Origin of the sequence: Limnoglobus roseus (genome assembly GCF_008254045.1) — a bacterium.
Lineage (GTDB): Bacteria > Planctomycetota > Planctomycetia > Gemmatales > Gemmataceae > Limnoglobus > Limnoglobus roseus.
Map to the genome: position 1 here is coordinate 3,709,182 of NZ_CP042425.1, position 13,370 is coordinate 3,722,551.

A 13,370-nucleotide genomic window follows, 5' to 3' on the forward strand; every position below is an offset into this window, starting at 1 on the left:
CGGCGAGATACGGCATGATTCGCTTCACTTTCCCCCTCCTCTCCATCCTCGTGACGGCTTCGGGCGTGATTGCAAGCGGTCCGCCCGCGATCACCGCGGAGGCGCAAGCCGTTCTGGACCGGAGCTGCGTGAAGTGCCACGGGCCGCTCGAACAGGAGGCCGGCCTTCGGCTCGATACCGCCGCGGCCGTAATGAAGGGCGGTGAGGACGGGCCGGTTGTCGTCGCGGGGAAGCCGGACGACAGTAAACTCCTCAGCGTCTTGGCCCGCACCGCTACGCCGCACATGCCGCCCAAGAAACAGTTGGCCGACGCCGATGTCGCCACGTTGCGGAAGTGGGTGACAACGCTCTCCGCCGCCCCCGCGCCGGAGGTCAAGGCCGAGCGGGCGCAAGTGCCGACGGAACCGGCCGCGGCCATCGACCACTTCCTGACCGCCGCCTGGCAGGCTCGCGGTCTGACGCCCGCCGCCGTCTGCGACGACCGCACGTTCATCCGCCGGGTCACGCTTGACCTCGTCGGGCGCATCCCCACGCCGGAAGAGACGAGCAAGTTCCTGTTCGACGCCGCCCCCGACAAGCGAGCGGTTCTGGTCGATCGCCTCCTGACCAGTGACGAAGCCGCCCGCAACCGCCGCGAGATTTGGGACGCCCTGCTCATGGGCCGCCCCGGTCGGCGGGAAGACCGGCGACGGGACAGCGGATGGCTGGCGTTCCTGGAAAACTCCTTCAAGCAGAACCGCCCCTGGGACGAAATCGTGCGGGCGTTCCTCGCCGCGCGCCCCGAGGACAAGGGCGCGGTTTGGTTTCTCTACGAGCGGCGTAACGATTACCAACAGATCGCCGAGTCCGTCGCCCCGGTGATCTATGGCACCCGACTGGACTGTGCCCAGTGCCACGACCACCCTCTGGCCAGCGAGATCAAACAGGGCCACTACTGGGGGCTCGTTGCCGCCTTCAACCGCGGTAAGAACGTCGAACGCGGCGGGCCGACGGCCGTGAAGGAGTCGGCCGTCGGCGGGGTGATGAACTTCACCAACCTCAAGAAAGAGTCGCAACCGGCGGTCATCACCCTGCTCACGGGCAAGGTCGTCGAGGAACCACGCGGGGCCAACGATGCCGACACCCCGGATCGGTACATCGATCCGAAGGCTGCAGTGCCGGTGCCCAAGTTCTCCCGCCGGGAGGCGCTCGCCGAGGCCGCGACTCGTGGGAATCCGCTGCTGGCCCGGTCGTTCGTCAACCACACGTGGGCGATCTTGATGGGCCGCGGCATTGTCGACCCGCCGGACGAGATGAACTCGAAGCACCCGCCGAGCCACCCCGAACTGCTCGACTGGCTCGCGGCCGATTTCGCCTCCCACAATTACGACGTTCGCCGCCTGACCCGTGCGATCGTTCTCAGTCGCGGCTACCAACTCGCCTCGTGGGCCGGTTCGGCCACACCGCCGCCGGACGCCTTCGCCGCCGCCGTGGAACGGCCCCTGACTCCGGAAGCGATCGCGCGATCGGCCCGCATCGCCGCCGGCCTGACCCCGGACGACGACAGCTTGCGAAAGGCGGTGGCCGAGGCGTTCCCCGGCCTGCCGGGCAAGGTTTCGCAGGTGACGATGCAGCAGGCCATGTTCCTGACGAACAACCCCCTGATGGCCGATCTGTTCAAGCCGAACCCGGCCGACGCCGTTTCCGCAATCTCGCCGGAGGATCGCGTTCGGGGGATCTTCCGTCGGGCACTCGTTCGCGACCCGGACGCCGAGGAGTTGGCCCGCGGCGTCGCCTTCCTGAAGTCCCCGGCCGAACCCGGCACCGCGGTCGGCCAACTCCTGTGGGCGATCGTCGCCGGTCCCGAATTCCTCACCAACCACTGACAATCCATGACGATAAACCCCACCCCCCCCCCACCACCCGGCTCTTGCACGCCCGACGACCACCGGCTGCACCGCCGGCTGTTCCTCAAAGGGCTGGCTGCCACCGGCGTCCCGGCGGTGACGAGTTTCACCGGCCTGTTCACGAACCCGGTCTTCGCCGCGGCGACCAAGAAGGCCCAAAAGAACGTCCTCCTGCTGTGGCTGTGCGGCGGACCGAGCCAGTTCGAGACGTGGGACCCGAAGCCGGGGCGACCGTCCAGCGGGCCGTTTCCGAGCATCCCCACGAAGGTACCCGGCACGCGCTTCTCGTCCCTCATGCCGAAGTGCGCCGGCATCGCCGACCGGCTGAACGTCGTGCGGTGCATGCGCACCAAGCAGACGGAACACCTGCAAGCGATTAACCTGCTCACCCGCGGCAACCCGGACCGCGCCGGGTTCACCCGGCCGACGCTCGGGGCGTCGATCTCGGCCGCCCTGGGCACGGTCGACACCAAGTTGCCGAACTTCATCCTGCTCGACCCCAACCCGCGGGGCAACGAGTTCGAGTCGTACAAGGCCAGCGACCTGACCGGCTGGCTCGGCCCGCAGCACGCCCCGGTCCGCCTCGGCGGTTCGTACACGCAGCTCGGCAAGGCCGTGGACGCGGCGACGGACGAGAAGGAAGACCGCCTCGCCCTCCGGCGGTTCTTGGCGAAGAAGTACGAAGCCGAGCGGGGCAGTAACACCGCCGCCGCCCAGAACGCGGCCTTCGAGAAGATGAAGGGACTGACCGCGAGTGCCGACCTGTTCGACCTCGCGAAGATCCCGGAAGCCGACCGTGCCCGCTACGGCCCCGGCACCTTCGGCTTGCACACGCTGATGGCCCGCAACCTGGTCGAGAAGGGCGCGCCGTTCGTGATGGTCGCCAACGGCATGCCGTGGGACAACCACATCATGCAGCACGAAATCCACCAGATGCTCGTGCCGGAACTCGACCGCGTGTTGCACGTCCTCCTCGCCGACCTGCAAGACCGCGGCTTGCTCGACCACACGCTGGTCGTCGCGATGGGCGAGTTCGGCCGGTCGCCGTGGATGAACCCCGCCCGCGGCCGGGACCACTACCCGAACGCCTGGAGCCTCATGATGACCGGCTGCGGCTTGAAGCGGGGCGTGGTCGTCGGGGCCACCGATATCGACGGGGTCGATCCCGCCGGCAAGTCGTTCAACGAGCAAAACCTGTTCGCGACCATCTTCACGGCGTTGGGGATCGACCCTTACGCGGAGTACGACCTGACCAACATGCCGACGTTCCACCGCGTCGAAGACCGGGCCGAACCGATCCGGGAGGTGCTGGCGTGAAACTCGTCAAATCGAAAGACGTCTCGCTGCCGATGGGCGTCCTCGGCCTCACCGCCTGGGCCGACGCCAAGCGACTTTACGCTGCCTGCATGGACGGGGCGATCTACGAGTGCGACCCGGCGACCGGAAAGGTCACGCCGCTGCCAGACCGGCACGAGAGTTACGCCTCCGGTTGCGTGCTTCTGCCCGACGGGAAGACACTGATCTCCGCCGGCTACGACGGCTGCCTCCTCTGGCACGACCTGGTCGCGAAGAAGTCCATCCGTCGCGTTCAGGCCCACACGTTCTGGTCGTGGCGACTCGCCCTGTCGCCCGATGGCCGGCGGGTTGCTTCCTCGACCGGGCAATACCTGGCTGGCGGTGAGAAGTACGAGCCGGCGGCCGCTGCCGAGCCGACGGTGAAGGTCTTCGACGCTCTTACAGGGGAACTGCGGCAGTCATTCGACCACGGCCCGCCCGTAACGAGCCTGGCATTCGCGCCGGACAACCGGCACGTCGCCGGCGGGAACTTGATGGGCGAAGTTCGCGTGTGGGACGTGGACGCCGGCAAGGTGGCGGCCGAGTTCACGACCCCGGACTTTACGTGCTGGGGCCAGATCAAAAGCCCCCACTACTGCGGCGGCATCTACGGCCTGATGTTCCCGCCGGACGGCGACACCCTCCTGTGTTGTGGCATGGGGGCGATGGCCGACCCGATGGCCGGCAACGGCAAGATGCGGTGGCAGCGGTGGGACTGGCGAGCGGCCCCGCCGAAAAAACGGGACCAGATCCGCGACTCGGACGGCGGGACCGGCTTGATGGAAACGCTCGCGCCGGTCCCCGGCGGCGGCTTCCTGATGGCCGGCCGGCAGGCCCAGGGTACATGGACCACCGCCGTCTTCGCCGCCGACGGCAAACTGGTCGCCTCGCTCGACACGAAGTCGCGCGTCACCCAGGCGGTGTTCGCGCCCGACGGCCGGAAACTCTACCTCGCCGCGACCGTCGGCCAGCCGAAGCCGGTCAACGGCAAGTGGGGGGATTTCGGGCGCGTCCACGTCGTCGATGTCGTCTGACGCCGACCGCGAGCGAAGACCAAACCCGGCATCGATGTAACCCTGACATCCTGCTAACCCGAGACGTCAAGAGTTCGTCTCGGGGTGCGAGACGAACCTTCCCGTTTCGTCTCGCACCCTCGATTCACTTCTGCGAACTTGAGCCGGCAACGCCCGTTGAGGCCACACGAACTACGTCAGCCTTCATGGGAAGCACGGCCGAAAGCCCACCGACCGGCGCGAGCGGCCGATCCCGTCCCCACGAGATCGGGGCCGCGGTCACGCGAGAACGTCCTTGACGACGGTCCCGGACACGTCCGTCAGGCGGTAATCGCGGCCGGCGTGGCGGTAGGTCAGTCTCTCGTGGTCGAGTCCCATCAGGTGCAAGATCGTGGCGTGGAAGTCGTGGACGTGGACCGGCTTCTCGACCGCCTTCATGCCGTGCTCGTCGGTCGCCCCGTAGACGACGCCCCGCTTCACGCCGGCCCCGGCCAGCCACGAACTGAACGCCCAGTTGTGGTGTTCGCGGCCGGGGTTGGCGGCCGTGTTGTTGAACGGCGTGCGGCCGAACTCGGTCGTGCCGACCACCAACACGTCGTCGAACAGGCCGCGCCGCTTCAGGTCTTGAATCAACCCAGCCGTCGGCTGATCGACCTGCGGGGCGAGGCGGCCGTGATCGGCCATGTTGCCGTGCGAGTCCCAGTTGTTGGACGACCCGGTGTGGATCAACTCCACGAACCGCACGCCGCGTTCCACCAACCGCCGGGCGACGAGGCACTGCCAGCCGAACCCGTCGGTCTGGCCGCGCTTCAGGCCGTACAGGGCCAGGGTGGCGTCGTCCTCCTTCGACAAGTCCAATGCCCCCGGCATTTCCGACTGCATCCCGTAGGCCGTCTCGAACGACCGGATGCGGGCGGCCAGCGCGGGGTCATCCTCTCGGGTTGAACGGTGCGACTCGTCGAACGCCCGCAGCGCGTCGAGTTCCATCTTCTGCCGGGTCGCGTCCGTCACTCGGGGCCGGAGGTTGGCGACGGGTTCGGTCCCCGGCACGACCCGCGTTCCTTGATGGACCCCTGGCAGGAAGTCCGCGGCCCAGACCTGGGTGCCCGCGTACGGCATCTGCGGGGCGAGGACCAGGAACGACGGTAGGTTCTTGTTCGGCGTACCGAGACCGTAGCTCGCCCACGCGCCGAGGCTCGGCCGGGCGAACGCGAACGACCCGGTGTGCATGCCGAGCGTGGCGTTGTAGTGGTTCGAGTGGCTGGTGTGCATCGACCGGATCAGGGCGATGTCGTCGATTTGCCGGCCGAGGTGCGGGAACAGGTCGCTGACCTCGATGCCGCTCTTGCCGTGGGGGGCGAACTTCCAGTCCGGCCGCTTGAGGAACAGCTTCTCGTAGCCGGGGCGGTTGCGGGTCTCCGGGTGGTCGAACGTCACCGTCTTGCCGTGGTCGGCGACCAACTTCGGTTTCGGGTCGAACGAATCGACGTGCGACACGCCGCCGCTCAGGAAGAGGAAGATGACCGACTTCGCCTTCGCGGGGAAGTGCGGCTTCTTCGGCGTGAGCGGGTCGGCGGCGTCGGCCGCGAGCAATTCGCTGAGCAGAGCCGGCATCAGCATCGACCCGGCCACGGCCGACCGGACGAACCCGCGGCGGGAGGCGTTGGGCATGGACTACTCCACGAAGAGGAACTCGTTACTCGCCAGTAGCACGCGGGCCAACGCTGCCCACGCCGCTTCCGCCCCGTCCTTCTGCGTGCCACGGTAACGCGCCAGGAAGTCGGTGGCGAAGTCGCGGTCCTTCGGCGTCGGCGTTCGCTGGAACGTGATGCGGAACAACTCGTCGATCCGCTCCGCCTCCGGCTTCGTCATCGCGCGGCCGGCCAGTTTGTCGGCTTGGGCGTGGAAGAACGGGTCGTTCAAAAAGAACAACGCCTGCGTCGGCACGGTGGTCGCTTGCCGCTGCGGCGTGGTCGCGTTCGGATCCGCCCCGTCGAACAGCCCGAGGAACGGATGGCGGCGGTTCCGCACGGCCACGAGGTACACGCTCCGCTTGCTCGTCTCGTAGAAGGAACTGAACGGCACGTGTTGGGTGTAACCCCACGACGCCTCCGGTGGGAACGGGTGAGCCTGCCCCGGCTCGCGGTCCAACTGGCCGCCGGCGGTCAGCAGGCTGTCGCGGATTTCCTCGGCGCTCAGCCGACGACGGTCGAACCGCCAGTAGAGATCGTTGTTGGCGTCCACCGTCGCAGCCGCGGGGCGTGACACGCTCACCTGTTGATAGGCGGCCGACAGCAGGATCGTCCGGTGCAGGGACTTCACGCTCCACCCGGAGGCCACGAACTCGGCCGCGAGCCAGTCGAGTAACTCGGGGTGCGTGGGGGCAACGCCGCGGGTGCCGAAGTCGTTCGGCGTCTTCACGATCCCCTTGCCGAAGTGGTGCAGCCAGACGCGGTTGGCCATCACGCGGGCCGTCAGCGGGTTGTCCTTCGACGCGATCCAGTTGGCCAGGTCGAGTCGCCCGCTGCCCGTCTTCGTGGTGATCGCGTGGCCGCCGAGCACTTCGAGCCAGCGGCGCGGCGCCGGGTCGCCGAGTTTCTCGGGGTCGCCGCGGAGTTGAACACGCGCGTCGGCCGCCTGCCCCTCGACGACGGCGAACGCGACTTCCGATTTCGGCATCGCCCGCACGAGGTCCGCTCGCGTTCGTTCGAGTTCCCGACGGCCCTCGGCTTCGGAAACCGCCGCGGCCAATTCAGTCGACACGTCCTGAGCGATGCGTTCGATTTTCCAGCCGACGCCGTCGGGGCCGCCGGGGTGAGCGTCGCGGACGCGGCCGGTGATCTTGACCTTGCCCGTGATCGGGCTGAGCCAGCCGACGGCGACGGCCCCGTCCGGGGCGGGGTGGATGAAGAGGGAGCGGGCCGGCAATTTCGTCCACACGCCCGCGGGTTCCTTCGCGGCGTTCACCAGCACCGCCGGCGTCTCGCCGTTCCGCCAGGCGTTCAACCCGGCCTTCCCCGAAATGTCGCGAACCGCCTCCGGCAGCAATTGCGGCCCCGTTCGGGCGTCGAAAAGCCACCAGACCGACTTGTTTCCGTGCCGGTCGGCGTGCGGGTTCCCGGCCAGGAGATTGTCGACCAGATCGTCGGTCGCGTTCCACCGCCGGCCTTGCCCACCGACTTCCACGATGTCCCATTCCACGAGTGTCGTGTCGGCCCCGTGGTTCTTGAGCGGCGTCACGGACAGATGCACCAATTCGCCGGCCTGGATCGGGATTTCGGCCGACAACTTGTCGAACGTCTGCTCCCCGCCGTCGGCGATTTCGCCCGACGCGAGGACGTGAGACGACGCGGAGAAGATCGCCTTCAATCGGCGAAGGTTGGCGTCCGCCAGCGTCTGCTGCGCCTGCATCTGGGCGTCGAGGGCGGCGATTTGATCGCGGTGCGGCTTGATGACGCGGTCCCACTCGGCCGGTTGCAACAGGGGCACGAGATCGCGGGGTTGCTGGCGGGCCTCGCAGCCGGGGGAGGCGAATTTCGTGCTCGCGAAGATGCCGTACAGGGCGTAGTAGTCGCGGGCGGTGACGGCGTCGTACTTGTGGTCGTGGCAGCGGGCACAGCCGAGGGTCAGGCCGACGAACGCCTTGCCGAGCGTGTCGATGCCGTCTTCGTGCGTCAGGTGCATCGACTTGTCGCTGTCATGGTCGAACCGCCGGGCCACGGCCAGGTAGCCGGTGGCGACGACCCGCCGCGCGTACAGTTCCGGCGGCCCCTGGGCGGCGAGGATGTCGCCGGCGATCTGTTCGCGCAGGAACTCGTCGTAAGGCTGATCCTTGTTGAACGAGTCGATGACGCCGTTGCGGTACCGCCAGGCGTGCGGCAGCGGGTGGTCGGTGTTCTCGCCGGCGGTGTCGGCGTACCGTACCAAGTCGAGCCAGTGGCGGCCCCACCGCTCGCCGTAGTGCGGGCTGGCTAGCAACCGGTCCACGACTTTGGCGAACGCCCCGGCGGTGGTGTCTTTCAGAAAGGCGTCCACTTCCTCGGGCGTGGGCGGCAGGCCGGTGAGGTCGTAGGTCACGCGGCGCAGGAGCGTCCGCTTGTCGGTCGCGGGGGCGAGCGATAACGTGCGTTCGGCGAGGCTTGCCGCGATGAAAGCATCGACGGGGTTCGCGAACGCACTCTTGGGAACGGTCGGCCGGCGAACCGGCTGGAACGCCCACCACCGCTTCGCTTCGTCGAGGGGCACGCCGCCGAGGCGGGGCGGGCCGCCGTCCCGCGGGTCCGGGGCACCGTCCTTCACCCAGGCCGTCAGCGCGTCGATCTCGGCCTTCGAGAGCTTCCCCTTCGGCGGCATCCGCTTGTCGGCGTCGGTCGAGGTGATCGCCTGGATGAGCAGACTTTGCTCGGGCTTGCCCGGTTGGATCGCGGGGCCGTTCTCGCCACCGGCTTGCCACCCGGCCTTCGAGTCGAGCCGCAGACCGGCCTTCTGTTTGTCCGGCCCGTGACAGGACGTGCAGTGCTTCAGCAAGAGCGGCCGAATCTGCGCTTCGAAGGTGTCGTCGGCCGCCCGCGACGAGCCGACCAGCAGGAGCGTCCCGACGAGGATCACGGACAGCCCGCGGGCGTTCGGCATTCTGCTCTCCTGACGGGGTGCGGGCAGCGGTCCGGCCGAAACCCGCGTCGGAGCGGGGTCGAATCAGGGGGCACGGACGGAAGCAGAGCCACCCGGCAACGAGCCGTCATTCTAACCGCAGATACGGCAGGTAGAGGGCAAATTTCGCCGGGTCGGAGGGACGCCATCACCGGGCTGGCGGCGGCGGCTCCACGGCGGCTGGGCCGTCCGGTTTGCCCGTCGCGATGGCCGCCACGAGCGGTTCGAACAGGGTGCGGGCGCGGTAGTCGTGGTAGCGGGTGAACACGTCGTCCTTGCGGACCGGCGGTTCGCCCGGTCCGGGCTCCATCGCCTGGCCGTTGCGGACCATGACGAGGTTCAAACTGGGGACGACGAGCAACAACTGATCGCCGGCCCCCGCCCCCCAGACGGCGTCCTTCGGCAACCCCGCGTACCGCCCGCCGGCGTTCGTCCACCACCCCATCCCGCAGTGCCCCGGCAGGCCGGCATCGCCCGTCACCGCCGCCACGGCTTCCTTGCTCAGAATCCGCTTGCCGTCCCAATCCCCGGCCCGAACAACCAGCCGCCCGATGCGGGCCATCGCCCGCGGGGTGAACGCCCCGCCACCCCAGGCGGGTACGAGAGACAGGCCGTCCACGCTCACCGCCTTGCCGTACCCGGCGGACCACTCCTTGTCGCCCACCCCGATCGGTTTCAGCACCCGCTCGCGAAGCAGCGTCCGGGCGTCCGTGTGCTGGGTCCCCTGAATCGAGGCGGTGACGCAGTACGTCAGGATTCCGATGCCGGGGTTGCTGTACCGGAGTTGTTCGCCCGGGACGGTCACCGCGGCCGCCTTGTCGCGGGCGAGCGTGAACGGGTCGTCGGGCGGCTCCCGACTCTTCCAGAAGTCGCCCTTCCAGCCGGTGAGCTTGTCGTGCGGCAGGTCGTCGGCCTCGGCGTCCTCCAGCCCGGACGTGTGCGAGCCGAGGTGGCGGAGGGTGATCTTGGACTTGCGGGCGTCGTCCTTCCACGCCCGGACGTACTTGGCGGCCGGGTCGTCCAACGTCAACCGCCCGTCGGTCAGGGCGACGGCGAGGGGCAGCCCGCCGACGATGGCCTTGGCGAGCGAGGCCGTGCCCTGAGCCTTGGTCGGGCCGTTACCGTCGGCGTACCACTCGGACACGACGCGGTCGTTGCGGACGACGAGGAACGCCCGCGACTTCTTGGCGACCACGACCTTGACCAGTGCGTCCAACTTCTCCTTCGAGAACCCCTGGCTCTCCGGCGATGCCGTCTGCCAGTCGAACCCTTCCCCCCGCGCGGGGATGGTCACGCCGAGGTAGGCGAGTACCACGACCAGGGCCATCAGTAACCGTTTCAATGCCTTGCCCTCCTTGATTCCACCTGTCTCGTGGGTGTTGTCGGGCGTTGCTGGGCGGTCGTGGACCTTGTAAGGATACGCATATGAGAATCACCTTCGCTCTGCTCGCCCTCCTCACTTCCACCGCCGTATCCCAGGCCCAGGACGTGAAGCGAGACATCCCGTACGCCGACAAGCCGCACGAGCGACAGGTCCTTGACGTGTACGCACCGCCGGGAGCGAAGGGACTGCCGGTCGTCTTCTGGATTCACGGCGGCGGCTGGCAGGCCGGCGACAAGAAGGACGTCCAACTCAAGCCGAAGGTGTTCACCGACCGCGGGTTCGTCTTCGTCGCCGCCAACTACCGCCTCCTGCCCACCGTCGAGATGGGGGACATCGTCCGCGACGTGGCGAAGGCCGTCGGGTGGACGCACAAGCGCGCCGCTGAGTACGGGGGCGACCCGAGCCGACTCTACGTGATGGGCCACTCGGCCGGGGCGCAACTCGCCGCCTTCGTCTGCACCGACGAGCGTTACCTCAAGGCCGAGGGCGTGCCGTTTGCCGCTCTCAAGGGGTGCGTGCCGGTGGACGGCGACACCTACGACGTGCCGGCCATCATCGCGACGGCCGAGGCCCGGTGGCAGGCGCACGGTCTACCGCGGGCGAAGTTCGGCCACCGCGAAAAGTTCGGCAACGACCCGGCCAAGCACAAGGACTTCTCGGCCGTCACGCACGCGACCAAGGGCAAAGGCGTTCCGCCGTTCCTGCTCCTCCACGTCGCCGACCACCCGGACGTGAGCGCGCAGGCCGCCCGGCTGGGTTCCGTATTGAAGGAGGCCGGCGTCCCGGTCACGGTCTTCGGCGCACGGGAGACGACTCACAACAAGCTCAACGCGGACCTCGGCAAAGAGGATGATCCGGCCACGAAGGCGCTGTTCGAGTTCCTCGACAAGACGTTGAAGAAGTGAGTCGCCCTCGCCTCACTCGCCGTAGAAGAGTAACTGCTGGATCTTCCCGTCCGGCGTCCGGTACAACGACGCCCGCACCTTTGTTGCCTTGTACGTCAGGGTCACGTCGACCACCGCCATGCCGCCCCGCTCGTGGGCGGTGCCGACGTCCACCTTCTCCGGCTCGCCGAGGGCCTTCAGCCGTGCGCCGCCGGCCTTCACCCGGTCGTCCGTCAGGTACACACTGAACTCCTCGCCGAGTTGGGTCCGGTCCACCGTTCCGTCGGCCATCTGCTTGAGCACGCTCAGAACCGCCTCTTTCGGGCCGACGCCGGCCACCTTCGGGACCGGGGCCGCGTCCTTCGCCTGCACGTCCTTCAGGAGCAGGCGGAACAGGTCGCCGCGCAGCTTCGTTGCCGACACGTGCTCCGTGTTCGACAGAACGACCAGCCCGGTTTTCGCCCGCGGGATGAACGAGTTCCCGGAAACGAACCCGCTGACGCCGCCAGTGTGTTGGAGGACGATGTCACCATCGACCGTGCTGACGCTCAGACCGCAGGCGTAGTTCGACACCTTGCCCGTGGTCAGCACCCGCGGCGTGGTCATCCCCTTGAAGTACGGCGGCGGCATCACCTTGCCGGTCGTCAGGGCCAAGTCCCATTTCAGCAGGTCGGACGCCGAAGCCCACAGGCCACCGGCCGCGTCGATCCATCCGTCTGCCTCGGGCGGGGCCGGCTCCGGGTCGCCGAGCGCGAACGCCGTGTATCCCGTCGCCGCCCCGGGCAACTCCTTCGCCGAGCCGTACCGCGAGTGCGTCAACCTCTGCGGACCGAGGATGTTCTTCGTCAAGAACGTGCCGAACGGCTCGCCGCTCGCCTTCTCGACGATGCCGCCGAGGATGATGTACCCGGTGTTGCTGTAAGAGAACCGGCTACCCGGATCGAAGTCGAGTTTGCCGCCGGCGTAGTCCTTGAGCATGGTGTCGAACGCGATCGGCTTGAGCATCCGGCGGTCGAGGAAGTCGAGCGGGTAGTAGTCCGGGTAGCCGCTCGTGTGGTTCATCAGGTCGCGGATGGTGATGTCTTTCGCCCGCGTCAGGTGCGGGTAGTACTTCGCCACAGGGTCGTCGATTGACAACTTGCCCTGCTCGGCCAAGAGAAAGACGCACGCGCACGTGAATTGCTTGGTGATGGACCCGACGGCGAAGCTGGTGTCGGGTTCGACCGGCAGGTTCTTCTCGATCGACCGCCGGCCGTACCCCTTGGCGAACACGATCTGTCCGTCCCGCATGACGGCCACCGACAGCCCGACGAACCCTTTCGCCTTCACTTCGGCGGCGAGGTACTCGTCCACCGCCTTCAGGTCGAACGACGCGGGCAACGCGGGGCTGCCCTGGGCCACAACGGTGGGTGCCAACAACACGGCCAATATGAGAGCGATGAACGATCGGGGCATGATGGAGCCTCGGCAGGATGCCGGCGAACCGGCGGCAGGATAGCGGCCGATTGTACTCGAACGCCGCGTGATGAGGGAGGGCGATGGCCCGGCAGGCGTCCGCACACGGACCTCACCGGTCGCGTTCATTCTCCTGGCTTCCGGAAACCGGCCAGGCGCGCAACGCCCACTCGGCGACTTGTTGTAGTTGCTTTCGGTCGGCCCCGCTTGCGGCTTGAACACTGAGGCCGTGCATGACGGTGGCGACGTACCGTGCCAACCCCGCACAGTCCACGCCCTTCGCTAAATCACCCTCGTGGCGGGCCTTCTCGAACCGCTTCTGGATCAAATCGAGCGAGGTGGTTCGCACCGTCACCAGTTCCCGGCGGATCGACTCGGCGGCTTGTCCGCAAGCGAGGGCCGTCTGGACGACCAGGCAACCGCCGGGGCTTTCCGGACACGTCAGCACGTCGATGCCACCGTACAGCAGGCACTCCGCCGCCTCGCGAGCCGTCGGCTTCGCCAACGCTTTGTGCAGATAACTGCCGGGGCCGTGGGCGTAGCGGTCGAGCGCCTTGCGGAACAGCGATTCCTTGTTGCCGAACGCGGCGTACAGGCTTGGCCGGTTGATGCCCATGGCGTGCGTCAGGTCGTCGAGGGACGCGCCCTCGTAGCCCTTGTGCCAAAACACTTTCATGGCCGCGTCGAGGGCCGCGTCGGGGTCGAATTCGCGGGGCCGTCCGGTCGCCATGACTGCCTCCGAAGTTGGGGGGAGAGAAAAATT

9 protein-coding genes are annotated in these 13,370 nt (G+C 67.9%); 4 read left to right on the forward strand and 5 right to left on the reverse strand.

The genetic code is table 11. The features are described 5' to 3' along the window. Nucleotides 1-14 precede the first annotated feature (14 nt). Genes PX52LOC_RS15560 through PX52LOC_RS15570 form a run of 3 tightly spaced genes read left to right on the forward strand, consistent with a single transcriptional unit; the run spans nt 15 to nt 4,255 of the window. A complete protein-coding gene (locus tag PX52LOC_RS15560) occupies nt 15-1,865 on the forward strand; it encodes a DUF1549 domain-containing protein (RefSeq protein ID WP_149110981.1) in 1,851 nt (616 codons plus the stop codon). Between the two features lie 6 nt (nt 1,866-1,871). Beyond that, nucleotides 1,872-3,203: a DUF1501 domain-containing protein gene (locus PX52LOC_RS15565; protein ID WP_149110982.1), complete on the forward strand. Its 1,332-nt coding sequence runs from the start codon at nt 1,872-1,874 to the stop codon at nt 3,201-3,203. Next, nucleotides 3,200-4,255, forward strand: a complete 1,056-nt coding sequence (locus PX52LOC_RS15570) for a WD40 repeat domain-containing protein (RefSeq protein WP_149110983.1) — start codon at nt 3,200-3,202, stop codon at nt 4,253-4,255. Before PX52LOC_RS15565 ends, PX52LOC_RS15570 begins: the two co-directional genes overlap by 4 nt. A 258-nt stretch (nt 4,256-4,513) precedes the next feature. Here the strand turns inward: PX52LOC_RS15570 and PX52LOC_RS15575 are convergent, their stop codons facing one another. The 3 genes from PX52LOC_RS15575 to PX52LOC_RS15585 all read right to left on the reverse strand — a co-directional run bounded on the left by PX52LOC_RS15575 (nt 4,514) and on the right by PX52LOC_RS15585 (nt 10,226). After that, nucleotides 4,514-5,905 carry a DUF1501 domain-containing protein gene (locus PX52LOC_RS15575; RefSeq protein ID WP_149110984.1) on the reverse strand — a complete coding sequence of 464 codons (1,392 nt, stop codon included), beginning with the start codon at nt 5,903-5,905 and terminating at the stop codon, nt 4,514-4,516. A 3-nt stretch (nt 5,906-5,908) separates the two neighbouring features. Continuing rightward, on the reverse strand, nt 5,909-8,866 hold the full coding sequence (locus PX52LOC_RS15580; RefSeq protein ID WP_149110985.1) for a PSD1 and planctomycete cytochrome C domain-containing protein: 2,958 nt from the start codon (nt 8,864-8,866) through the stop codon (nt 5,909-5,911). Nucleotides 8,867-9,032: 166 nt separating this feature from the next. Continuing rightward, nucleotides 9,033-10,226: a serine hydrolase domain-containing protein gene (locus PX52LOC_RS15585; protein ID WP_149110986.1), complete on the reverse strand. Its 1,194-nt coding sequence runs from the start codon at nt 10,224-10,226 to the stop codon at nt 9,033-9,035. Between the two features lie 83 nt (nt 10,227-10,309). Between PX52LOC_RS15585 and PX52LOC_RS15590 the strand changes: the two genes are divergently transcribed. Then, nucleotides 10,310-11,173, forward strand: a complete 864-nt coding sequence (locus PX52LOC_RS15590; RefSeq protein WP_149110987.1) for an alpha/beta hydrolase — start codon at nt 10,310-10,312, stop codon at nt 11,171-11,173. 12 nt (nt 11,174-11,185) lie between these two features. Here PX52LOC_RS15590 and PX52LOC_RS15595 read toward each other — a convergent pair whose 3' ends face one another. Together PX52LOC_RS15595 and PX52LOC_RS15600 are read right to left on the reverse strand one after the other, a co-directional pair. After that, a complete protein-coding gene (locus PX52LOC_RS15595; RefSeq protein WP_168219015.1) occupies nt 11,186-12,607 on the reverse strand; it encodes a serine hydrolase domain-containing protein in 1,422 nt (473 codons plus the stop codon). A gap of 112 nt (nt 12,608-12,719) precedes the next feature. Next, a complete protein-coding gene (locus tag PX52LOC_RS15600) occupies nt 12,720-13,337 on the reverse strand; it encodes a TetR/AcrR family transcriptional regulator (RefSeq protein ID WP_149110989.1) in 618 nt (205 codons plus the stop codon). Between the last annotated feature and the right edge of the window lie 33 nt (nt 13,338-13,370).